The organism is Lysinibacillus contaminans, assembly GCF_001278945.1.
GTDB lineage: Bacteria > Bacillota > Bacilli > Bacillales_A > Planococcaceae > Lysinibacillus > Lysinibacillus contaminans.
The window spans coordinates 44,939-68,330 of the sequence record NZ_LGRV01000005.1 but is presented as its reverse complement, the minus strand read 5'-3'; the positions used below and the strand labels follow the sequence as shown (position 1 = coordinate 68,330).

General features: G+C 36.4%; 28 protein-coding genes. 8 read left to right on the top strand and 20 right to left on the bottom strand.

Translation table 11 applies throughout. The features are described 5' to 3' along the window. Positions 1 to 7: 7 nt before the first annotated feature. The 6 genes from AEA09_RS15475 to AEA09_RS15450 all read right to left on the bottom strand — a co-directional run bounded on the left by AEA09_RS15475 (position 8) and on the right by AEA09_RS15450 (position 6,290). Entirely contained in the window at positions 8 to 1,039 is a 1,032-nt protein-coding gene (locus tag AEA09_RS15475; RefSeq protein WP_053584862.1) for a FecCD family ABC transporter permease, read from the bottom strand. After that, entirely contained in the window at positions 1,032 to 2,039 is a 1,008-nt protein-coding gene (locus AEA09_RS15470) for a FecCD family ABC transporter permease (protein ID WP_053584861.1), read from the bottom strand. The genes AEA09_RS15475 and AEA09_RS15470 overlap by 8 nt, the downstream gene beginning before the upstream one ends. Positions 2,040 to 2,132: 93 nt before the next feature. Beyond that, on the bottom strand, positions 2,133 to 3,116 hold the full coding sequence (locus tag AEA09_RS15465; RefSeq protein WP_053584860.1) for an ABC transporter substrate-binding protein: 984 nt from the start codon (positions 3,114 to 3,116) through the stop codon (positions 2,133 to 2,135). Between the two features lie 213 nt (positions 3,117 to 3,329). After that, entirely contained in the window at positions 3,330 to 4,166 is an 837-nt protein-coding gene (locus tag AEA09_RS15460; RefSeq protein WP_245622883.1) for a helix-turn-helix domain-containing protein, read from the bottom strand. Positions 4,167 to 4,443: 277 nt separating this feature from the next. After that, complete coding sequence (locus tag AEA09_RS15455; RefSeq protein WP_082332699.1) at positions 4,444 to 5,334, bottom strand: DMT family transporter; 891 nt, start codon at positions 5,332 to 5,334, stop codon at positions 4,444 to 4,446. Next, the gene (locus AEA09_RS15450) at positions 5,331 to 6,290 is read right to left on the bottom strand and encodes a proline dehydrogenase family protein (protein WP_053584859.1); all 960 of its coding nucleotides are present in this window, start codon (positions 6,288 to 6,290) and stop codon (positions 5,331 to 5,333) included. Before AEA09_RS15450 ends, AEA09_RS15455 begins: the two co-directional genes overlap by 4 nt. 118 nt (positions 6,291 to 6,408) lie before the next feature. Here AEA09_RS15450 and pdxR point away from each other — a divergent pair, with 118 nt between their 5' ends. Both pdxR and AEA09_RS15440 read left to right on the top strand, forming a co-directional pair. Continuing rightward, positions 6,409 to 7,809 (top strand): MocR-like pyridoxine biosynthesis transcription factor PdxR, encoded by a 1,401-nt coding sequence (pdxR, locus tag AEA09_RS15445; protein ID WP_053584858.1) that lies wholly within the window; start codon positions 6,409 to 6,411, stop codon positions 7,807 to 7,809. A gap of 170 nt (positions 7,810 to 7,979) precedes the next feature. Next, positions 7,980 to 8,405 (top strand): nuclear transport factor 2 family protein, encoded by a 426-nt coding sequence (locus AEA09_RS15440; protein ID WP_053584857.1) that lies wholly within the window; start codon positions 7,980 to 7,982, stop codon positions 8,403 to 8,405. A gap of 141 nt (positions 8,406 to 8,546) precedes the next feature. Here the strand turns inward: AEA09_RS15440 and abc-f are convergent, their stop codons facing one another. The 3 genes from abc-f to AEA09_RS15425 all read right to left on the bottom strand — a co-directional run bounded on the left by abc-f (position 8,547) and on the right by AEA09_RS15425 (position 11,800). Next, positions 8,547 to 10,175: a ribosomal protection-like ABC-F family protein gene (gene abc-f, locus AEA09_RS15435; RefSeq protein WP_053584856.1), complete on the bottom strand. Its 1,629-nt coding sequence runs from the start codon at positions 10,173 to 10,175 to the stop codon at positions 8,547 to 8,549. 302 nt (positions 10,176 to 10,477) lie between these two features. Next, positions 10,478 to 11,326, bottom strand: coding sequence for an AraC family transcriptional regulator (locus tag AEA09_RS15430; RefSeq protein ID WP_053584855.1), 849 nt, complete (start codon positions 11,324 to 11,326; stop codon positions 10,478 to 10,480). 114 nt (positions 11,327 to 11,440) lie between these two features. Beyond that, entirely contained in the window at positions 11,441 to 11,800 is a 360-nt protein-coding gene (locus tag AEA09_RS15425) for an MmcQ/YjbR family DNA-binding protein (protein WP_053584854.1), read from the bottom strand. Between the two features lie 173 nt (positions 11,801 to 11,973). On the opposite strand from AEA09_RS15425, the gene AEA09_RS15420 reads away from it, so the two are divergent. Further along, entirely contained in the window at positions 11,974 to 12,306 is a 333-nt protein-coding gene (locus AEA09_RS15420; RefSeq protein WP_053584853.1) for a DHCW motif cupin fold protein, read from the top strand. A gap of 70 nt (positions 12,307 to 12,376) precedes the next feature. Here AEA09_RS15420 and AEA09_RS15415 read toward each other — a convergent pair whose 3' ends face one another. The 3 genes from AEA09_RS15415 to AEA09_RS15405 form a co-directional block, all read right to left on the bottom strand. Beyond that, a complete protein-coding gene (locus AEA09_RS15415; protein WP_053584852.1) occupies positions 12,377 to 12,880 on the bottom strand; it encodes a hypothetical protein in 504 nt (167 codons plus the stop codon). An 84-nt stretch (positions 12,881 to 12,964) separates the two neighbouring features. Continuing rightward, complete coding sequence (locus tag AEA09_RS15410) at positions 12,965 to 13,474, bottom strand: DNA-deoxyinosine glycosylase (protein WP_053584851.1); 510 nt, start codon at positions 13,472 to 13,474, stop codon at positions 12,965 to 12,967. A gap of 18 nt (positions 13,475 to 13,492) precedes the next feature. Beyond that, positions 13,493 to 14,281, bottom strand: a complete 789-nt coding sequence (locus AEA09_RS15405; protein ID WP_245622890.1) for a DUF2268 domain-containing putative Zn-dependent protease — start codon at positions 14,279 to 14,281, stop codon at positions 13,493 to 13,495. Positions 14,282 to 14,398: 117 nt separating this feature from the next. Here AEA09_RS15405 and AEA09_RS15400 point away from each other — a divergent pair, with 117 nt between their 5' ends. Then, positions 14,399 to 14,650: a hypothetical protein gene (locus AEA09_RS15400; protein WP_053584849.1), complete on the top strand. Its 252-nt coding sequence runs from the start codon at positions 14,399 to 14,401 to the stop codon at positions 14,648 to 14,650. Positions 14,651 to 14,750: 100 nt separating this feature from the next. Here AEA09_RS15400 and AEA09_RS15395 read toward each other — a convergent pair whose 3' ends face one another. Continuing rightward, positions 14,751 to 15,464 carry a polysaccharide deacetylase family protein gene (locus AEA09_RS15395; protein ID WP_053584995.1) on the bottom strand — a complete coding sequence of 238 codons (714 nt, stop codon included), beginning with the start codon at positions 15,462 to 15,464 and terminating at the stop codon, positions 14,751 to 14,753. A 510-nt stretch (positions 15,465 to 15,974) separates the two neighbouring features. Between AEA09_RS15395 and AEA09_RS20530 the strand changes: the two genes are divergently transcribed. The 4 genes from AEA09_RS20530 to AEA09_RS15380 all read left to right on the top strand — a co-directional run bounded on the left by AEA09_RS20530 (position 15,975) and on the right by AEA09_RS15380 (position 18,242). Beyond that, positions 15,975 to 16,097, top strand: coding sequence for a hypothetical protein (locus AEA09_RS20530; protein WP_281176747.1), 123 nt, complete (start codon positions 15,975 to 15,977; stop codon positions 16,095 to 16,097). Between the two features lie 163 nt (positions 16,098 to 16,260). After that, the gene (locus AEA09_RS15390) at positions 16,261 to 16,566 is read left to right on the top strand and encodes a YunC family protein (protein WP_053584848.1); all 306 of its coding nucleotides are present in this window, start codon (positions 16,261 to 16,263) and stop codon (positions 16,564 to 16,566) included. 293 nt (positions 16,567 to 16,859) lie between these two features. Further along, positions 16,860 to 17,477: a DUF2238 domain-containing protein gene (locus AEA09_RS15385; RefSeq protein ID WP_053584847.1), complete on the top strand. Its 618-nt coding sequence runs from the start codon at positions 16,860 to 16,862 to the stop codon at positions 17,475 to 17,477. A 114-nt stretch (positions 17,478 to 17,591) separates the two neighbouring features. Further along, complete coding sequence (locus AEA09_RS15380) at positions 17,592 to 18,242, top strand: SIMPL domain-containing protein (RefSeq protein ID WP_053584846.1); 651 nt, start codon at positions 17,592 to 17,594, stop codon at positions 18,240 to 18,242. Between the two features lie 105 nt (positions 18,243 to 18,347). On the opposite strand, the gene AEA09_RS15375 is transcribed toward AEA09_RS15380, so the two are convergent. The 7 genes from AEA09_RS15375 to AEA09_RS15345 form a co-directional block, all read right to left on the bottom strand. After that, positions 18,348 to 19,145, bottom strand: coding sequence for a DUF169 domain-containing protein (locus AEA09_RS15375; RefSeq protein WP_053584845.1), 798 nt, complete (start codon positions 19,143 to 19,145; stop codon positions 18,348 to 18,350). 86 nt (positions 19,146 to 19,231) lie between these two features. Then, positions 19,232 to 20,479 (bottom strand): serpin family protein, encoded by a 1,248-nt coding sequence (locus AEA09_RS15370; protein WP_053584844.1) that lies wholly within the window; start codon positions 20,477 to 20,479, stop codon positions 19,232 to 19,234. 123 nt (positions 20,480 to 20,602) lie between these two features. Beyond that, entirely contained in the window at positions 20,603 to 20,857 is a 255-nt protein-coding gene (locus tag AEA09_RS15365) for a hypothetical protein (protein ID WP_053584843.1), read from the bottom strand. Next, complete coding sequence (locus AEA09_RS15360) at positions 20,850 to 21,383, bottom strand: RNA polymerase sigma factor (RefSeq protein ID WP_053584842.1); 534 nt, start codon at positions 21,381 to 21,383, stop codon at positions 20,850 to 20,852. The genes AEA09_RS15365 and AEA09_RS15360 overlap by 8 nt, the downstream gene beginning before the upstream one ends. Next, positions 21,361 to 21,696 (bottom strand): group-specific protein, encoded by a 336-nt coding sequence (locus AEA09_RS15355; RefSeq protein WP_245622882.1) that lies wholly within the window; start codon positions 21,694 to 21,696, stop codon positions 21,361 to 21,363. The genes AEA09_RS15360 and AEA09_RS15355 overlap by 23 nt, the downstream gene beginning before the upstream one ends. A gap of 55 nt (positions 21,697 to 21,751) precedes the next feature. Beyond that, positions 21,752 to 22,507 carry a hypothetical protein gene (locus tag AEA09_RS15350; RefSeq protein WP_053584840.1) on the bottom strand — a complete coding sequence of 252 codons (756 nt, stop codon included), beginning with the start codon at positions 22,505 to 22,507 and terminating at the stop codon, positions 21,752 to 21,754. Next, entirely contained in the window at positions 22,504 to 23,226 is a 723-nt protein-coding gene (locus AEA09_RS15345; RefSeq protein WP_053584839.1) for an ATP-binding cassette domain-containing protein, read from the bottom strand. Before AEA09_RS15345 ends, AEA09_RS15350 begins: the two co-directional genes overlap by 4 nt. Between the last annotated feature and the right edge of the window lie 166 nt (positions 23,227 to 23,392).

Genomic DNA, 23,392 nt, shown 5'->3' with positions numbered 1-23,392 from the left:
TTCCCTCCTATGCTTTTGATTTCACAAGTAAATATAAGAAATAAGGAATTCCGATAATTGATACAACAATTCCTACAGCAAGTTCAGAAGGAGCAAATATCGTTTTCCCTATAAAATCTGCCACAATAAGTAATGCTGCACCGACAAGCGCACTGACTGGCATGACATACCGATGTTGAATACCAACTAGTTGCTTTGCTATATGCGGTGCCATTAGTCCAATAAAACCAATACTACCTGACACCGACACGCAAGCGCTCACTAAGCCAACACTTGCTAACAGAAGCTTAATTTTCTCCTTCTCTACGGCAATTCCCAAACTCGTAATACTATCTTCCTCAAGCTGAAAATAATCGAGTAAATATGATTTTTTATACACATAAAAACCTAAAAGTATAAGCCATGGTAACATGGCTACAACAAAAATCCAGTTCGCATTATAAATAGAACCTGCCATCCATACAGCTGCTGATTCGAAATCCTGAGAGTTCATCTTCAATGATATGAACATCGACAAAGCTCCGAATCCACTATTAATCGCAATACCTGTTAAAATTAAACGTTGCATATCAAGTCGACCTTGCTTCAAAGCAAATGAGAAAATAAAAGCTGCCGCCACCGTACCACCGATAAAACCAAAAATCGGCATCATTAAAATCGAAGCCCAGCTACTGATATCCGCATCTACTAGACGTAACTGGAAGAAAAACATGAAGATGACAACTGCTGCGCCAGCACCAGCATTAATCCCCAAAATGCCAGGGTCTGCAAGTCCATTACGTGTAATTCCTTGTAACACAACCCCCGCCATTCCAAGCCCTACGCCTACAAGCGCTGCAATAACTATGCGAGGCAAACGAAATTCAAAAATAACCAAATCAAACTTGGGATTTGATTCTATACGGAGGATCGTTTTCAGCACTTCCATTATCGACATGTCAAAAACACCATTCGTAATATGTAAATAGCTAGCTCCTACTATTAATAGAACCAGAAAAAAAACTGTGAGGAAAAATACGCGCGAAACTTGCTTACGCATGCTTTTCACCTCCATGTTTACGAATTAAATATAAGAAGAACGGGACGCCAATTATCGCTGTTATCACCCCGATTGGTGTCTCGAATGGGAAGTTTACATAGCGACTTAACAAGTCACAAAACACTAAGAAAAATGCGCCAATCACTGCTGCACAAGGAATGATAAAGCGATAATCCTCACCTACAAAAAATCGTGTAATATGTGGAATCACAAGTCCGACAAAGCCAATCTTCCCAACAAGTGCAACAGCCGTTCCTGTTAAACATACGACAGCCAACATACTGATGATTTTTACTGTTTTCGTTTTTTGACCAAGTCCAATGGCAATATCTTCACCTAATGAGGTAATGGTAATCGCTCTAGAAGACAATAATGCTAATGCCAAACCAACGATACCAAAAGGAATAGAGAGCATCAGCATATCAGGATTAACCACATGCACCTTCGTGTTATACCAGGCACTAACCGTTTGTGACACTTGAAAGTACATGGCAATTGCTGTTGCAATACTGCTTAAAAATGTCCCGATAACTGTCCCGATAATGGCCAGTCTTACTGGTGATAGCCCATTTCTAATGAGAGACCCAAAGCCAAAAACAATACCAGCGCCTAATGCCGACCCAAGCATAGAAAGTAATATCATTTGATAATTTTGTAGTCCTGGAAAAAAGACTATTGCTAATGTAATAACAAAGGCAGAACCATCATTAACACCCATAAGAGATGGCGACGCTAAATAATTGCGCGTAATCCCTTGCATAATGGCCCCCGCAACTGCTAAAAAAGACCCGACAAGTAAAACAGCAACTATTCGAGGTATTCGTCCAGTGCGAACAATCTGGTGATCAACATTATGGACATCAAAAGCCGTAATAGACTGCCAGACAGTTAATGCACTAATATCCTTCGTACCATATACAACAGAAATAAGTGACACAATCGCAATTAGAAATGGAGAAGCTACCAATATAGAAAACGGTACAATATTCGTTCTTTTCAACTTTCACACCTTTTTCTTTCGAATATATTTACTGTACAAAAAGCTGGTAATAGTCTGGTGGTATCACCATTTCTACTACCAGCTTTTTATGCACTATTTCAGTAATTTCTCTACTGCAACATCTAAGAATTTCACTTTAGACCAAGCTGTACCACCTTGAGCTAAAGGGTCGATTGCGTTAACAAAAACTTGGTTGTTCTGCGTTGCCTTTAGGCTTGTAAAGATTGGGTTCTTTTGTAGTTCCTCTAAAGCCTGAGGCGCATCTGCATTTTCAGATGTTTCAAATTGTAAGAAAATCGCATCTGGATTTACCTCTGCTAACGTTTCTAACGAGAGTTCTGCTTGTGCATCAGCACCAGTCAAAACACTTGGCACCAGTGCACCTAAATCTTCATATAGCACTGGATTTAAATAAACGCCTGCAGGATAAATATTCATTAACCCACCACGCACACGAATGATTAAAATCGTTTTATCAGCCAATTGCTCTTTAGATTTCACTTGAGCATCTGCTACTTTTGCTTCGTAATCAGCTATTATTTTTTTAGCTTCTGCCTCTTTGTCAGCAAGTTGCGCAAGAACCGTTAAATTTTCTTTCCAATTTGTAGATATATGCGAATAAGGAATCATTGTTTGGATTTTATTCATCTTGCCAGCAGTATCCTCAGGAAATTTAGATGTTCCAATAATCACATCTGGATCTAAAGCTAAAATAGCTTCTGCATTTGGCTCTCTCTTATTTCCTACAAGTGCTGCGCCCGCTAAATCATTTGCTAGATACTTTGGAATTTCACCACCAATTTCAAGAACACCTACTGGTTTAATACCAAGCATTGCGGTATCTTCCATCGACTCAAGACTCGCTGCTACAATGTTGTTTATTTCAGAAGGAACTTCATATGACTCACCTAAATATGTAATTGTTTGCGTTTTTGCCTGTTCTGTTTGTGATTCTGTCGCACTCGATTCTGCTGTGTTGTTTGATGAAGATGTAGAATCTTCCACTTTTTCTGATCCACATGCCGCAAGCGATAACGCTAAAAGTGCTGGTGCACAATACTTAAAATATTTTTTCATGTCTGATCTCCTATACTATTTTATTTAGCGATAACCATATCTACTTTTCCGCAAAAAGACACGCCATCCTCTATTGAGATTGATTATCATTTTCGATAGTCATTGTAACAAACTGAAAAGATAAATAGAATGGACGCATTTACAACTATCATGGATTTTTGCCGATTGAGAAAAAAATAACAGGTACCATTTCCTTATTAATAACAGCACTTGTTAAATATATTGAGTTTCATCATTGATTCCTTTACGAAATGCTGATGGCGACATCCCAGTGTGTTTTTTAAAAACTCTACTAAAATAAAAACAATCCATATACCCCACTGATTCAGCTACCTGCGCAATGGAGCAATTACTAGACCACATCAATTTTTTTGCACGACGAATGCGGAATTCAGTTAAATACTTGCTAGGATTCATACCCGTATGCTGCTCAAATAAATAGGCAAAACGTCGTCGCTCAATGCCAAACTCCCTAGCAATTTTTTCTATAGAAATTGGCTGTGCATAATTTGTATTTATATACTGAAGAGCATGCTCCATAATTTCGTTTGAACAATTCTGGACATTCATTTTTGCCGATAGCAAAATGGCCTCAAGTATATTCATGAATATTGTTTTAGCCTTCAGCATTGCCATGCTACTTGGTGTTGCATAACAAGCTATTAGTTGATTGAGTAAATCTATTATTTTTGCATTATCACCTGTATCTATTAAGAAATGCTGCTCATTTAATGGAAAACTATTCTCCATACCCTTTAGAATTTGATAATGTATAACTGCATATGTCCATGCTTTCGTACCCTTCACATCAATTTCTAAGGGCATCTTAGGACCCGCATGCACAACCATGCCTGTTTTCATTTCGTAAGAAGTCCCATTAAAGCTAAAAGAAGCACCACCTGAAATCGGTATAACGAGACCACATAAACCAGGTGCTGTTGTTCGCCCTTGATCCCTTGTGCCAGGCTCGAGGGTATCAGTAAAAATATCTACAAATGCAATTGGTACCTGCCCAAAATAATCAATGATTTGATTTAGTGAAATTTCCAAAATTAACACCTTCTTTTTGCATCTTCTCTGTCACATTCCTTATATAGGAAAAACACTATACCAGTACATCAAATGATAATGATAATCCTTTTCAATTACAAGCGATAATTCATTTTTTTCTTGCACTAAAATAAGAATCGTTACTATACAATAGCAATTCAACTAGTTGTATTATTAGCTTCCACGGGACACAGATGAAGACAAAAATTACAATGAAGCGGTTCTTCAATTTCTATTACTATCTACTTTAATTCATTAAAAACTGTCACTTTAAATGTCAATAAACTTTTTGTTTAAAAAGGAAAAAAATAGCTATTAATATAAATCCAAATCCTATATTATGGAGAAAGAAGATTTCCTCACCTAAGATAAACATAGAGAAGAAAACACTACTCAACGGTAAAAAACTAGTTAATACACCTGTTGTACTTGCTGACACTTTTGAAACACCTTGATGCAACAGGATGAAGGCAATAACCGTTACAACTAGACCGAAGTATAATACTAATCCCCACTCTGCAATGGATACCTCTTCAAACTTGAACTGACAACCCTCATAAAGGGCAAATGGAAGAAATAAAATAGCACCAAAGAAACTGACAATTGTTGAAATAGCAAGAGGGCTTACTCTTTGAGCAACAAATTTCCCAAATATAATAAACAAAGCCTCACTAATAACAGCACCAAAAATAAGTAAATTACCAAATAGAGAGGATGAACCACTACCTATATTTGAAAGAACTCCGTAAACATTTATAATCACCATGCCTAAAACAGCAAGTAGTATTCCTATCACGACATTCGTTGTTACTTTTTCTTTAAGAATTAAAAAAGAAAGCACACCGGTAACTGCCGGAATTGTGCTTGTAATGATCCCCCCTTCAATAGCTGTGGTTTTTGTAAGACCATACAACATGAAAATATTAAACAAAAACACGCCTGATAATGCTTGCAAAAACAAAAATATATAATCTTTCTTGTGAATTGACGGTATCCCCTCCACTTTTATCAATAATGGCACTAAAATTATTATTGCTACAAGGAATCGTAATTCAGAAGCTAAGAATACTGGAAAACTTTTAACTATCAGTTTACCAGCCACAACCGAGCTGCCCACGATTATCATAGCCAAAATTATTTTTAAGATTGGCAGTAAGTGGGCATTCAATATAGCCCCCTGTTATCTGATAAGGACGGGTTAATAATATCTGTTACTGCTAAGTAAAGATTTTCCGGATACTCAGCTAAACGATGACATAAATACAAGTGCCACTCCTTTCCATATAGAAGATAAACTTTACAGTTATACCCTTTGTTTTTTAAACTACTTAATAAATCTGGACGTATTCCATAAAGCATTTCTATTTCTACACTAGGATGCTCGAAATATTGACGTTTCTCCATTTCCTGAATCAGCAGTTCATCATGAGTAGCAATTGAAACTGGATGATTTACTTCTATTAACTGTTCGACAAAATTCAGATAACGCTCATCCAATTCTTTTGATCTTTTTAAAGCAATATCCCTAGATTCTTGAAAGGCACCTTTAACAAGCCGTATCTTTCCGGGGCATTGCATTAACTCCTTAATATCAAAATCTGTTCGATATAAATGTGCTTGTACCGTTATCCCGACGTTTGGATATTGTGTACTAACTTTTTTATAAATGTCGATAATGTCGTTCGTCTTTGCTGACTCTTCCATACTTACCATCAGCGTAATCCCATACTGATGTGCTTTATGGGCAAGCTCTAGTAGGTGTTTATAAGCAAGTTCTGGATTCACGGATAATCCAATATGAGATAAATCAAATGACACTGTTTGTTCCATAGCCAATGATCCCATTTCTTCAATAAGATACAAAAATTCATTTTTAGCTTTTTGGCACTCTTCTGCATCCTTTGTATTTTCTCCGATGAATTCTAATGAAATATGATAACCTTTTGAAATTAATTGTTTTGCAGATTTGATTGCTTCTTGTCTTTCTTCTCCAGCTATATATCGCTTTGCTGCTTTTAATAGCAATGGATAAAGTTCATTTGATTGTTGTATTTGGTGTTTAAACTGTTCGTTTCTTGCAGCAGACTTTAATGCTTGAATTACTTGTATTTCTGGATTTCCCATCTTCATTCAACTCCTATTTGTTATTTAAAACCAATTTATCATGACGGAATTGTCCGTAGAAGTGCCACTTATTATCCTTTTTGAAGGTACCAATTTTAGGGAGGAGGGGAATACAAAGATGCTATGGATACCCATTGACCGGTCAATAGATATACCTTTAAACAGACAAGTTTATCAGCAAATTCGAGAAAAGATTTTAAATGGAGATTTACAATCAGGCGAAAGACTTTCATCGACACGTGAACTATCTTCTGAGTTAACAGTTTCTAGGAATGTGATTTTAGAGGCATACGATCAATTATTGGCTGAAGGTTTTTTAGATTCACGAAGAGGTTCGGGGACATTTGTTGCCGAGGGTGCATTTTTAAAACAACATGAAAAAAAGCCTGCTTTGGACAGGATTGACGAGAAAAGCAAAGAAAAAAATATCATCGACTTCCGTTCAGGGATACCTGCATTGGATTTATTTCCACGTAAGTTGTGGGCAAAATTATCTCACAGTTTATGGAATGACATTGCACCTTCTAACTTCGGATATGATATTCCTGAAGGGCGACTAGAATTAAGACAAGTTTTATCACGTTATCTCTCGAGAACAAGGGGTGTTGAATGTCATCCAGAACAAATCGTGATTACTTCTGGGGCAACTCAAGCATTAACACTTGTTTCTAAACTACTTTTATCACCGAAGGATATAGCAATAATGGAAGATCCCATAACCAGTGACATTCAATCTATCTTTAAGGCTTCTGGCTCTTCCATTTATCCAGTACCAGTTGATGAATATGGCATAAAGACATCTTTACTACCGGAAGATAAAAACCCTAAATTTATCTTTGTGACGCCTTCACATCAATTTCCTTTAGGCGGAATATTACCTATTCAACGGCGTATACATTTAATTAACTATGCCAGAAAAAACAATTGTTATCTTGTCGAGGATGATTATGATAGTGAATTTCGTTATGAAGGTCCACCAGTAAGTTCCTTACAAGGTTTAGATTCAGAACGTGTACTATACATTGGTTCTTTTAGCAAAATTCTATCACCAGCCCTTCGTATAGGCTATTTAATTCTTCCTATGCATCTTATCGAGAAATGTCGCCAGCTCAAATGGTTTTCAGATTTACATACTCCTTCTTTAGATCAGCTTATCCTTGCTGGCTTTATTAGAGAAGGTTACTTGGAACGACATATTGCAAAGATGAAAAAGTATTATAAAAATCAAAGAGATTTCCTTATGGACTGTTTAAATACAACGTTTTCAAATAAAATTCAAATTTCAGGGTACTCAACTGGCTTACATCTCATTGCAGAATTTAATGAAATCTATTTTTCGAAAGAATTACTAAAAAATATAGAAATTTATGGTGTTAAGGTATACCCAGTAGAAGATCATTCAATTGAAAAGGATAAATATCATAATCGAATCATTTTAGGGTTTGGGCATCTACAAAAAGGGGAAATAAAAGAAGGTGTAATCAAACTATATCAAGCACTTTATAATCTAAATTACTAGTGTTATTTAATTTCTATGCTATAAACAAAAATGACATAATTATTGCATTGCTATTCCACAAGAAAAAGTTTTCACATAATCTATTTACTTACACAAAATAATTTATACTCTTTGTATTTCAATGCCACACAAAAATTATAAAAACACTTTGAAAAGGGGTAATGACAACAATGAATACTGTGGAAAATATAAAAATTATATACGCTGAAGATTATAAAAACACCAATAAAAAACAATTAATCAAAAACTTCTATATCGCCTTTACTTCACAAAATGTAGAGTTTATTTTAGATCATGTTGAAAATGACGTTCATTGGCAAATTGTCGATAAAGCCCTTATCTTGGGAAAAGAAATGTTCGCTAAAAAGTTAAAGCAAATGAAAAATCTTAGAATAAAAACACTACACATTAAAAATATCATCATAAACGGTCGTACAAGTGCAGTAAATGGTGTTGTACATTCAGACGATAATATAAACTATACCTTCTGCGATATTTACCATTTCAGTAATGCAGGAGAAAACGCAAAAATCCAAAGAATTTCCACTTATATCAATAACCTTTCAATAGGGAATACGGATGTTTGCTACAATTAATAAACAACAAAAAGACTATTAATCAATAAAAATTATTGTAGAAAACACGAAATCAATTTAAATACCACCATCATAAAAACCCCTTGAAGCATCCTCACTAATAAAGTGTTGATGACTCGAGGGGTTTTCTACAATCCATTTTTACGAAAGCTCATTAATCCGTTTCGATAGCTCATTAAATTTTTGATCCAGTGTGCCATACTCTTTATCTTTTGCTGTTAAAAAACTTAATCTCCCTAATACTTCTTGCCTTTCTGTTTCAAGTTTTAATCGGATAGCCACAGTATCATCAATTTGAGGGGATTTATCTTGCCACTGTCTCTTGATGCTGCCATTTGTAATCTGTAATGTTTGCTCCGTTGTTTTTTCAAGAAAGTAACGGTCATGTGACACGACAAGTAATGTACCGTTATACTGTGCTAATGTTTGCTCAAGCTGCTCACGAGAAGGCAAATCGAGATGATTTGTTGGCTCATCTAAGATAAGAACATTTTTTTCTTCTAAAATATATGCCATCAGCTTACACTTTACTCTTTCACCCATGCTCATATTATCAATTGATGCAGTCCATTGCGCAGGTGTAAACCCTAAATGCCTCATTAAATTTTGGACTTTCCCTCTTTCCTCAAACGTCTCCTTATAAAATAATTGCTCAGGCGTTTTGTGGAGTGGCAAATCAAATACTTCCTGTGTTAAATAGCCAATATTAGCAGCTGGTGAAATCCATATATCCCCTTCAGCTCGCTCCTGACTGATTAGAACTTTCAACAATGTTGTTTTCCCGCTGCCATTTGGTCCAACTATAGCAAGTTTTTCGCCATATTTTATGGTGAAGTGAGCATTTTTAAATAGTAAACGGTCCCCATACGATTTTGTTAAATGCTTTACCTCTAAAAAACGTTTCCCTACTCGCTGATTAGACTCTACTGAAAATAGTACGTTATCGTCTGGAACGACGCGTTCAACCTTTTCTTTGAGAAGTTCCTTTTCCAAACGCTTTTTCTTCGACTTTACCTGCGCATCCATACGTTTTGCCTTCACACGATAATGCTCTTTAAAGCCTTCCTGCTTTGTTGACTGAGCATGTGCCTTTTGAGACCAAGACGTCAGTTCCTTCATTTGTGCCTCAATACGTTCCATATTTTTTTGTTGCTTCTCATAAGCACGCTCTTGTGACAACCTTTGCAGCTTTCGGGCCTCCATATAGCTCGAATAATTGCCACTGTGTTCGATAAGCTTTGTCTTTTCAAGTGACCAAATTTTCGTTGTCACCTTATCTAGAAAATACCGATCATGCGAAACAACAAGTATGGTACCGGGATAATTTTTTATCTCATCTATAAGCATGGCCGTACCCTGTTCATCTAAATGATTAGTTGGTTCGTCTAATAATAAAAGCTGTGCATCCTGTGCAAAACCATTTACTAACCGTATTTTCAGCTTTTCACCACCACTTAATGAAGCATATGATACGGTTGGCACTCCCCATTTCGCCAGCAAATCAGCCTCTTTCGCTGAAACGTCACGCTCCAAATACCTCTCACATTCTTGCTCAACGTAAGTAATATCTACATTCTGAAGCCACTGCAAATGACCTTTTATAGGTGATATCAAACCTTTGATAAGCTGCAATAAAGTAGATTTTCCCGCACCATTTTTGCCAATAATACCAATTACCTCACCTTGCTTTGCCGTCGCATTGATATTTTCGAAAATCAATGTATTCATAATTTCATAACTAATATTTCGTAATTTCAAAATTTCCTTCATACAATCCATTCCTCTCTATTCGGAGGCATAAAAAAATCCCTCCAATGTTTTTGGAAGGATTAGCTGCAAAAATAACGTTACACAAAAAGACTATTTTGTCATCCAGCAACAATTACGCCAAGGCGCAATTGTTGTGTAATAGCTCGTTGTTTTATAGAAAATGGGCAGACTAATCCTATTTTTTATTCATTGAAATTTTAAATTTCAAACGTAAAAATAAGATTAGTTGTTCATGGGCCACCCATCTTCCCTTCATTCATAATTACAATTAGTTTAACATCACTTTTGAAAAAACGAAAATATTACTTAATAGGTAGCCAAATTTCCGAATAGTAATCGGCACTTGATGTATCGCCATCACTATATACTTCTAATTCAGGACCGTTCGTCAGCTCATATGCATTTGATGGTAACCACTCTTGATAAATCTTCTCCCACATGGTTGTGATAGCTGTGGGCATAGCTCCCTTTACTTCAAACACTGCCCACTTCGCTGCCGGGACCGTAAAAGTTTCAAATCCTTTTGTATCCTCACCTGCATAATTTGTGGTAATCCAATAATCCATGAGATTATTTTCACCCATATCACATACACCAATTACACCATTGATTTCACCAGTATTTAACGGAAACAGGCGTTCATTCGTGCCATCCTCGTAAAAATCCTGCCAAAACTTTGTGATTTCTTTTGACTGTTCCCCATTGGCACAAGAAAATGTTCGTTTAACACCGACTACTTGGAAACTTTCTTTTTCTACAATTTTATACTGCATTGGATCTGCTCCCTTCAGTTGTACATGAATAACAAGCTTATTGTAGGAGTGAATCATGCCCGCTTCTTTCCGAACATCAGACGGCTTCATACCATGCTGTTTTCGGAAGGCTTTGGCAAATGCTTCAGGCGTTTCATAGCCATATTTGTAAGCAACATCGATTATTTTACACTGACTACTTGCAATTTCTTGTGCAGCTAACGTCAATCTTCTCCCGCGTATATATTCACTAACTGTCATGCCCGTTAAAATCGAGAACGCACGCTGAAAATGAAAAGAAGATGAATGAGCCACCTTGGCAATTCGCTCAATTTTCAAATCCTCCGTTAAATGATCATCTATATATTCAATTGCTTGCTGAATCGAATGTAGCCACACGAAGCATCACTCCCTACACTTATCATAACGAATCTGAGAAAATACACTGGTCATTTCTTGCGGGAATTGGACAGTTTTCCGATGACAAATACCTTCAATACAATACCCATATAACTACTGCGAGATAATTTGATTTTGGACTTTTTTCGTTAGTTTAGAAAAAATCAGCTCATAAGAATGCTGAATAAGATTTTCTACAAATTCATCGGACAAATTCGAATCAAAATAAATAGAATTCCAATGTGTTTTATTCATATAATAGCCGGGGATTATACCCTCATAGATTTCTCTTAGTTCCTCCGCACGACTCGGTTCACACTTTAATGTGATGACAGGCTTTCCTGTAGCATCTGTTCCCATCATCGCAAACATTTTCCCACCAATATGATAACGATCCGCTTGCCAATCAGCTTGGTAATCATTTGTCGCACCGAGAAGTGATAGACAATACACTTGTAATTTTTCCTTATTCATGGCAAATGCTCCTTATGTAAAATAGAATCACTAACACTAATTATATATAAAATATTCCATATAATTAAGTATATACTAGTTTATCCTCGATACTCATCCAATTAACCAATATAAATAAACTAAATTGTCTGATATAATATCTTTTATTTGAATAAAGTTAAGGAGGGAAATTCATGCATACTGATACTGAATATACAATCCTAGATTGGAGTAATATTATTGACACTGTGAAATCTGGTGAATTAGGGTTTTCATCGACGAAAGAACTCAAAGTCAATGATATGAAATATAGAATGATCGACTATTCTCCTGGCTATTTAGCAGACCATTGGTGTCAAAAAGGTCATATTATTTTTGTTCTTGAAGGTGAACTAATTAGTGAATTATCTGATGGAAGTTCATCAATTTTAAGCAAAGGAATGGGTTATGTTGTGAGTGATCATTTAAGCTCTCATCGTTCTAGAACTGATGTAGGCGCTAAATTGTTAATTATCGATACAATCTAAAGGTGTACGCTTGTAATATCAAAATAAAAGCCACGTATAGTTTGCATACGTAGCCCTATGAAATATTTAGTTAATAGCATTGGAAAGAACGAATATTATTTACATGAATTGTGCGTAGCCTCCAGCCATTTCTAGTACTCCAACGGAATCCTGTAACTACATCTCCGGTCACCATTATTGGATAGAACCAAAAACTTCTACCATTGTCTAGCCAAATATACGTATGCTTAAATAAGCACGATCGTATTCCTAAATGACCCACTTGCCATGCTGGTTGGGGCGGTGAAAAATTTGGCGGTGGGCCAGGTGGTGGTCCGAAATGTGGCGGGCCTCCTGGTGGTGGGCCAAAGTGTGGTGGGCCCATTGGTGGTTGACCTCCCGGCGGTGGGCCAAAGTGTGGTGGGCCCATTGGCGGTTGACCTCCCGGCGGTGGGCCAAAGTAAGGTGGAGCCATTGGTGGTTGGCTTCCCGGCGGTGGGCCAAAGTGCGGTGGGCCCATTGGTGGTTGGCCTCCCGGCGGTGGGCCCATCGGTGGACGTCCAAATGGTGGTGGATCGAATTGAGCAAAATACAAATCATGTTCCCCCTTTCTACATAACTTACTATATGCATATATCATTAAAGGGTGAAATTTATCATACTATAGCTCTTTGCCCATTCACTTCAAATATGTGCCTATCACACGCCAATCTTCCAGCTTCCCCTCAAAAGATTTAATGTTTTTACCGGGAATCGGACTGGTGGATGGCATCTTTTTATAAGGGCGATTAGCCAAAACTTCGAAACCAATATGTTTTTTAAACACATCAAATGCCTTTGAGCCGTTAAAAACAAGTAGGCGAATATTTGGATAATGCTTAAAAAGGGCATAAAAATCGTTCGGCTCTTCATTTCGAATCGTGGCATCTAAGCTACCTTTTCGCTCACAGGACGCTATTGTATCCCATAACCCAATGCCATGTTCTCTTAACAGTTCAAGCCTTCCTTCATAATCCATTGGCACATCCACTTTTAAAATTTCGCCGATAATCGGCCAAAAGTGATTGCGAAGATTGCCGTAATACTGCTGCTTTTCTAGAGACTGTTTCCCTGGCATCGAACCGACAATCAAGACCTTCGTTGACGCGTCCACAACCGGTGGTAATACATTTGTAAGCTTATTTATCAAAGCAATCACTCCTTTCCACTATTGTAATGGAAAATCAGAACCCATAAGTATTTCATCTGTCGTTTTCTCATGGATTTCATTAGAAGGATAGTTCTTTTTATACGACCGCACAATTTCATATCCTATACAATAGCCAATCCATTTCGGTAGCTGTCCACCATATAAAAATTCAAAATGGTTATACAAACCCTGCACCCCTAATGAAGGTAAAAAATGCTCTTGCCATATCAAAAGAAGCTCATCTTTCGTATACAGCTTCAACCATGGTGCCAACCATTTATCGCCGTACAATTCCTCCACCGCACACTCTGCCAGTCCCTCTAACAAAAGCGAATCTTTCAAAGTCACATCATCAAGTGACTTATTTATATAATGGAGCCGACATACATGATTATATTCATGAGCAATTAATGCTCGAAGCTCTTCTTTTTCAAGCTCTTCGGAAACAAATAAAAACACTGCATCTTTATAAGCTACACCATTCTTCCTTGCCACTGCATTCACTCTTGTAATAGGAAAAATAAAAATTGGAATATCTGGACCGTTCCACCTCTCTTTTAAAAGTACGTATTCTGCCTGTACCAATTGCCAAACACCCTTTGCTTCCAATTCCACTACATCCAATGTTTCATGTGGCTCAAACAGTCCATTTTGTCGCAGTTCATATTGTATTTCTTCGGGACTTGCATTCAAAAATAGGTCTATTAAAGGGCTACAAATAACCTCACATTGAATCTCCTCAAAGCTTTTTCCACTCGTCTTTTTACAGTCCTCCAACCACTTTAATAACCACTTTTGCGTTGGCATTACAGACACATATTTCACCCTTTTTTATAGCTTATGTTTCGATTAGACAATCGGCTAGTGCCTCATAGGAGTAGAAGCATATATTACTATGTAACTTTGTTGAAAGGAGGGATATGTGTGAATCCAGCAGAAGCTTATAATGTTTGTTGTAGATATCATGGCAAACGAGTTAGAATTACATGTAAAGATGGAAAAGTCCATCATGGCACAATCACAAAGATAGACAGAGAACAGGTGTGGATTCTACCTGATAGACAATTCGGTGGCTATGGCCTAGGTTTTTGGGGCTTCCGACGTCCAGGATTTGGAGTCGGCATCGCACTAGGTTTCATAACAGGTATTGCACTAGCACCACTTTTCTTTTTCTAATAAAAAGGGAACCATCTCAAATTGTATTATATTTGAGGTGATCCCTTTTTTTATATGCAATTAAAGGAAGAGAATGTGTCTAATAAGCCGATACTCTAACTCATTTGGCAACCTCTTTTTTACTGCCATCAATTAGTTGTGAGACTGTAACAAATGTATAACCCTGCTTTTGCAGCTCGGGCAGTATTTTTTCCAGTGCCTTAATGGTTTGTTCGCGATTTCCGCCCCCATCATGGAATAAAATCACATCACCAGGCTCCGTCCCCTTCAATACCTTATTCACTATTTTATCAACACCAGGTTCTTTCCAATCTTGTGTATCCTGATGCCAAGACCACATTACTACTTTATAGCCGTCATCCACTACAGCATTGATCATCTGTTCATTGTAATTTCCACCGACTGGACGAAATAATGTAGGCAGAAAACCAGTAATGCTGTAAATCATTTCATTTGTTTGCTGTATCTCATCTTGCAATTCCGTTACTGAAGCGTTATAAGGATGCGTATACGTGTGGTTCGCAAGCTCATGCCCTTCCTTAAATGATCGTTGGACAACATCCGGATACTTTTCCGCATTTGCTCCAATAATAAAGAAAGTAGCCTTCGCTTTGTATTTTGCCAATATGTCTAACACTGCTGCAGTATATTCCGGATGTGGTCCATCGTCAAACGTTAAGGCAACTACCTTTTCCTTTGTTTCAATATCCCACACGACCTGCCCTGTCTCTTCATAATAACTTCTGTCCTTATCTGCCAAAGTCCTCAATCCTACATAAAATGCAGAGAAGATTAATACACAAACGGTTAACATCAACACATGATTCCATCTCAAAACTTCACCTCCCCAACTAAAAAGGAAAATCAAAAAACTCTGTTGACTTACTATTTGCGAAATGAGATGAATTATACTGAGGAAAGAATTATCAAAAAACTATTTCAGAAGATCAATTACTTTAAGGCGTAATTACATCCTAATTTAAAATTTCGTTTGTACGATTCAAAATCTAAATATCTGACGGAGACTTTATTTTCAATTAACGAACGCTCGATCGCTCATTAGCCGAAAATTAAATTGTTGCAAACGTATTCATGCACTAGGCTCAATCTATTTATCAAATTCAGTACATATACCTATCTTCATATAATTTTCACAAAATGATGCCCATTTTTGAACGATTTGTGAAAGTATTCACGAATCACTTTCTTTTTTAAAAAATAAGCGTAGAATGAGATACACAACTGATGTATAACAATTTTAGAAAATCACCATATTTTACCAGTCTGTTATAGTACAAAATCTGAATACAAAGGAGACTTCATTATGTGGGTTATTACCGTTTTTGAACAGGATACTTTCCGTATGTTCGAATACAGCACTAAAAACGAAGCAACAATGGCATTAAAAACATTCAAACAAACAGCGATGCTTTCTTATACTAATTAATCTATTGGTAAAGCTACTCCTTAGAGTAGCTTTTTTCTATTTTATTATGTGCCGAGTGATGTATACACCGCTAAGTAAATGCACGCCGCTCTTTTCTCAATGAAATTCATCGAACATCTTTTTGCTCCTAACCATATGTATATAGATAAAAGGAGTGATTTAGATGGTGACAATAGAGCCCATCATGATTAAAGGGCATTTTTTTACAGCTGTTACTGTTTGCTTACCGAAAACGACGTTATTAACCATTTCAAATAATACTGGTTATATCATGTGTGGGGCATTAGATGTTGGACTTTTAAATAGCCGATTAGTAGATCGAAAAATTATTGCTGGTCGAGCAGTTGGCGTAAAGACCATCGATGAGCTATTAATGGCCCCGCTCGAATCCGTTACTTATGAGGCAGAACAACATGGTATTTTTAGCGGAATGACTGGGGTAGAAGCATTGCTACAAATGGTAGGATAAATCTCAATTGCTTGTTAGGGAAGGCTCCACAGTCTTTTCAAATACCACGGAAACAGATAGTGATGCACTCCTGTGCCAAGCTACAGTCCTATTTACGAAATCATCCATGGACGTATGAAGGGCTAGCATTAAAGTCATTGTAAAATGACTTTTTGAGCTAGTCCCTTTTCATTAATTGTGCAATAAAACGGATGATAATTCTCTATGTAATTGAAGATTTTGACATGACAATATCCCACTGTATATGTACTTCTCTCTTTCCTCATACTATTGGACAGAAGGAGTGATTACAGGTGGATACAAGTAAACATTCAAAAATACATCTAGGATTACTATTTGTTGTTACCATCATTTTTATCTGGTCGATTATTAAACCAGCTTCATACCTAGATTGGTTAGCGGAAGTTAGCCCTGCTGTTGTTATTTTAATCATTGTCATCGTAACTTATAACAAGTTCCGATTTACTACACTCTCTTACTGCATTATTGCACTTTTATCCATTCTTACGTTTATCGGTGGTCACTACACATACTCCGAAGTCCCTCTTTTCAATTGGATTAAAGAGGAGTTTGACTTAAATAGAAATAATTATGATCGATTCGGACATTTTCTAAAAGGGTTATCAGCCGTTGTTGTAAGAGAAATATTATTATCTTTCACGCCATTAAAGAAAGGCCCTTGGTTGTCCGGCATTACAATTAGTATTGTGCTTGCAATCGCAGCGTTATACGAAATTATCGAATGGTTGAGTACTAAAATTTCCAAAGGGGGAAAAACTTCTAAAGACTTTTTAGGTATGCAAGGGGATATATGGGATGCACAATGGGATATGTCCCTAGCCTTTGTAGGGGCTATTCTTACCTTAATTATTTTCTCAAAAATGCATGATCACTTGTTAAAAAACAAATAAGAAAAATACATTGCACCGGTACCCTCGTTACTTGTCCAAAACAACTTAACTGACAAGCTTTTACGTCACTGAGCATAGTATTACTAGTATAAACAATGCGGAAGGTGGAATCCGATGTATTATACAAATATTAGCCAACAGCATCTCCCCTCATTACGCGTACTAAACGTAACAGGGGATGGTAAGGTAATGACTACAGCAAGTTATGTCCAACTTCAAATTGAAGTGAGTACACAAGGGAAGAATGTCCATGAGGCTCAGCAAGAAAATACGAACATCATGAATCGCGTTATTCAGTCAATTATAGCGCTCAATATCCCCAGAGAGGATATTCAAACAGCGAGCTATACTATATTACCTAGCTATGACTTCATTGATGGAAAACAAGTCTTTAAAGGATATGAGGTTACAAATGCTATATCGGTTAAAGTATCAGATATCAGTCAAGTTGGAACTGTCATTGATTCTGCAGTGCAAAATGGTGCCAATCGTATTACCTCCATTCAATTTAAAATAGAAAATACAGACCTCTATTATCAACAAGCACTTAGTCTGGCTCTTCAAAATGCACAAATGAAAGCAAGAACAATTGCAGAGACAATGCAATTATCTTTATATCCACAACCAATAGAAATTGTAGAAGAGAATAATAGTGGGCCTGTGCTCTATAAATCAATCGCAATGGCAGACCAAACAATATCAACACCAATCGAGCAGGGACAAATGACAATTAGTGCGACTGTTCGGGTCAAATTTCAATATTAAATTATAAAAGGACTGTATTTTTACCAAACTTCGATAAAAATACAGTCCACAATCTATGCTATTTAATTTTCTCAACAGAATAGGTTGCTATCATAGGAATTCACTTTATTTATTTGTTTTTACCCATGCAGGATAAATCGGTGCCAGGTATTCAGTTGTATCAGACTGAATGCCAACTGGCGGAATTGGGTAGCGTAAGCCATTTTTTGAAAGCTTCTTTAGTCCTTCAATCCCTTTTACCAAATCTTTTGGTGGGATAGCCATTAGCATTTCTTCATCTAAAACTCCTCCAAAACGGCGTTCTGCATAGCAAGGAATAGAAAGGCTAGGTTCTCCAGTTGCTAACGCTTTCCCCCATGAGTCTGCACAAGCACTTTCCCCTGAAACACTCCATTCGAATTTTTTAAATCCTACCCATTGTAGACCATTAATGAGTAACATCATTTGACCTGGCGTAGCGTAAATTAAACAAATATCTGGGTCCTCAATTCTACCAGCTGCAAGTGGTGAAATAGCAAGAGCTTCATAGCTCCCATAAGGTACGACATCTAGACATTTCTGATGGGCCGCTGAATCTTCACGAGTTCCAAACCACACACCTTCCATCGCTTCTCCAGAGTAAAAATCTTCGTCTTGTGGCATTAAACCCGCAATTGCACCACATTGTTTCATGGCAAGATCGTCAGCCGTAACACCAATTGTCCAACCAAGACGAACTGATTGTGCAACAATTTGATCTAACAAATAGCGTTTATCGGGACGGCGTATTTTAGGTGTCGCTTCCATTTCTGCCTTTGTAGAGCATTTTTTCATTCCTACTGGTGTGGCTTTTAAGCGAAGAAGTTCATTAAGACTAGAGACAATCTCTTTCCAATCGTATTGCGTTTGTGAAGTTGTTTCCATCCGTATCCCCCCTTTGAGATACCTATAATTATCTAATTATTCTGATTTTTATTCAAGTAGAATCTGAGAGAAAAGGAGTGGAACAACTATTTACTTTCTGTTGGATTGGATATTGAGCCCAAGAATAAGATTGTGCCCGTTGTATCATCTGTAATCACAATGAAAAACGGTCGGTTTACTTCCATAAAAAATGATGCGGCAGGTGCAGATGCCGTATCAAGCGATATAGACGTTACAGCGGCGGCTTCCGTCCCTTCTTCATTAACATCAATGAAGGTTTTCTGTTTCACTTCACTAATGAATAACGGATTATTTTCTTGAACCATCTTCGTAAAATTAGCGTTATTATCAAATGCTGTCGTCATCTCAAGATGTTTCAAAATATCATTTAATAATACTTCAAATTCCAATTGAAATTTCGGTAGCAAGATCGTTCCAATTTGTTTAATAAATGATGAGTTCCACTGTTTCCAGCTATCCACTGTGAACATGCCTTCTAATTCTTCTACACTGTAGTTTTCTTTCGGCAAAAATACTTTCATGCTCATTGCTTCATCGCCATATGGAAGGGAAACTGCCTGGAATTTATCAGTTTCGAAATAAGCTAGGTTTTCATTTAGAGCCATTAGTGATACATCTTTTGTTGTACCGTCCTTTAAATGAAATGACTGTTTTTGCGTTTGTTCTTTATCGAATTTATGTGTCCAGTCCCCTTTGAAATAGATCGCATTAATGAGCATTGCCACTAAATCCGCTTCTAAAGATTCATCCACAATTTTATCAATTTTTCCATTTGTCGACTTTTTAACCCACGCATTAATTTTTTGGGGAGACTTACGATCATTAATCGTAATCTCCTGTATTTCAGCATTAAAATAATCGCTATTACTTTGGGCAAAATCAGTTTGAAAATGAAATTCGTCATTTAGCCAAATCGAGTTCGCAACATTTAATTGAATTTGCTTTGAATGACTATGAAGCTTCGACATGAGCGACGCATTTGCTTTATTCAATTCGGATACTCCCATACCTTCAACATGCAAAACCTTAGCAATTTCTTCTTTTGTTTCTCCATCTGCTCCGTTATAAACCATAGACAATGCCATAAATAAACTCATTGGAGAAATGAAGATATTGCCTTTTTCATCCTCACTGGATTCTTTTAGTAATTGAAAGCCTAGTTGATTATTAGCAGCAACAATTTTTTGATAATCATCTTTATCAAATTGCACATCGCTCGATATTTCCAAACCTTTGGATTTTGATCCTTCGCCACAACCTGTTACGAACACCAATAAGCTTATTAGTAAAAGCGTAGCTATGTACTTCTTCAAATTCATCACCATCCTTCATTAGATTAGTGTGTATAAATTTAGAGAAATTAAACATTTTTATAAAACTACAGCTATTCTAATTATGAAATGGATACATAATGATCTATGTATCCTATTATTGAATCATGGTAATTGAATTAGAATTTGAACAATAGTGATGAAAATCCCGCACACAATCGGCACTACTTTCAGTGATGTAAAACCAACTGAAGATGTACAAATAGGTTCTAATGGATCTTTCGTTGGAGAGGCTAAGTACTGAATGAAGCGTTGCCATCTACTACGTTTCAATTGATAGGATAACTCAGGAATCTGTACTTCATACTTATCTAAATGTATTTTTAACTGTTCTTCCTGTTGAAATTCATCTTTAAGCATGAAAATCCTCCTTTAGCTCTTCTTTCAAAGCCTTCATGGCATTATGTAACCTCGATTTTACTGTACCTATAGGAATCGATAAAATTTGGGCAATTTCTTCTTGTGGTAAATCATCATAATACGCCAGTAAAATAACTCCACGCTGCTTATCAGGTAATTTAAGAATCGCTTGTTGGACTGTTAATTTTTCATCTGATGATAGTCGATAACTTGGCGTAGGTGTTAAAAATGGAAATAGTGTACGCCATTTCTTGCGTCGATTCAATTTATTAATCATTAGCCTATATGCTACTTGAAATAAAAATGCTTTAACCGTTCCTTTATGATGATCAAAATCATTTTTTATATGTTGTAAACGTTCAAAGGTATCGTGCACAATATCAATGCTTAGCTGCTCCTCACGTGTATAGCGAAACAAAAAGCAATAAAGGGGTTCATATAAACGATTGTAAAGGTTTTCGAGGCCCACTACGTTTCCACTTTTATAAGCCTCCATCCATTCCTCATTGCTCGTCATCAAGCTCATCCCCCCAATGAGCCTTAATCGACTTTAATGTAATGGAAACACGAGAAACCAAATAAGCTACAATCACAATTACCCATACTTGCGACTGGTTTGTAAAATACTGAACATATGGGTTTTCTATCGTTTGACCACCTGTTACCAAGAAATTTAATGCCTGCACACAAAGTATCGTATAAATTGATAATACAAGTGTTAACGTATCAAACACATTCCAACGCAAATAAATCGTTGTTTTCTTATAATTAATTTTCCCATTTTCACGAATGATATATTTTCTATCCATAGGGATTGCAATGGCTAAAATTATTATCATTAATATGCCACCAACACTCAGGGAAATAATCCATCCAATATCCAAAAGAAATCACCTACCGAATACTATATACTTTTCTAGCGATGGTCGCTAACACCAAACTTAAACCTGTTAAAATCAAAAAATATTGATACTGAGGCATCCATGTTTTTTGTATTAAATCAAGATTAAATTGCACAATATCATTTAAATATAACATGGGGTTCCAACTTAAGAATACAAAATAATCATGAGGGTTTTTACCTGCTAAACTAGTAAACATTGTCGTCATCGTAATCGAAAACATTAAAACAAGCATAATTGGCACTAACATACTTTGCGCAACTTTACCATTTCGGAATAAACCGGCCAAAATAAAGCTTAACGGATATAGTGCTAATAAAACGAAATTACTAACAAGAACAATCATCGCCATAGAGACAAGAGGTATATCTATTAACAAGCGATAACCAAGTAATACAAGGATTAAATTAATATTCATTAACGTAACTACACCAATACCCATTCCTACATAATATTTTAATGGTGTAGCATCTGTCCGCTGTATCCAGTTAAACGTACGCTCTGCTTTTAAATCCGCTAAATAAATAGTTGAACTCGAAAATGCAAATTGAAATAAGAGCAATAAAATAGAAAATGACATAAACTGTCCTTTAATTATAAATAACAACGACTCTTCACTTACTACAGATGAGATTTTAAAAATCCACGAAATAAATATAAAAAGAAACGGTGTCACTAAGTTCCCAAATAATACACCTACATTACGTAAGTTTTCTAGCATATACATACGTGCAATTTGTAGTATCATGCGCCTCTACCTCCCAACACCTGACCTGTTACGTCAAAGTAAATACCTTCAATCCCAGGCAATACGGCATGCTTATATTTTTGCTGCAATTCATCTTTCTTGCCATGCTCTACTATTTTCCCCTTGTCTAAAATGTAGATATAATCAAATAACGCTTCAAACTCTGCTACTTCATGACTGATAATGATTAATAATTTATTTTGCTGCTGCATGGATGTTTGTAAAAAATACAGCAATTTCTTTTTCTTCATTAAATCCAAGTCTGCAAATGGCTCATCTAAAAGAAGGATTGGCTTATTGAGCAGAAATGCTAAAAAGATCGATACAGCCTTACGTTGACCACCTGACGCATTTTTTAATAACATTCGTTCATAAGAATGGATACCCAAAATTTCGTATAATTCCTCTGAATAGTAAGCATTTTCCGTTAATATCTTGAACAATTGAATGATCTCCCGAATTCTTAAATGCTTATAACTTTCAAAGGTTTGATATTGCATGGCAATTTCGTCAAACACTTGAGAAGTTGAGCCGTTAAGAATAATCGATCCTGCATCTACCTTCTCATCCCCTACCATACATTTTGCTAATGTCGATTTTCCTGCACCATTTTGACCGAGCAATAAGTAACAATGCCCTGCGTAAAAACTGGCGGAGACCCCATTTAAAATAGTCGTTCCATTATATTGCTTCACAACATCTTGCAAAGAAAGCTGCATAAAAATCCCCCTCCTAATTTGTGTTTTCATTAACTATACAAATGAGTTAGGGGAAAGGTTCATTATATTTTTCGAAAAAACAAAAAAATTATAAGTGATTTAATTGAGCCAAAAAACAAGCTACATCATCAGCCAAATTTCCGACTTCTGATGTAGCTCATTAATC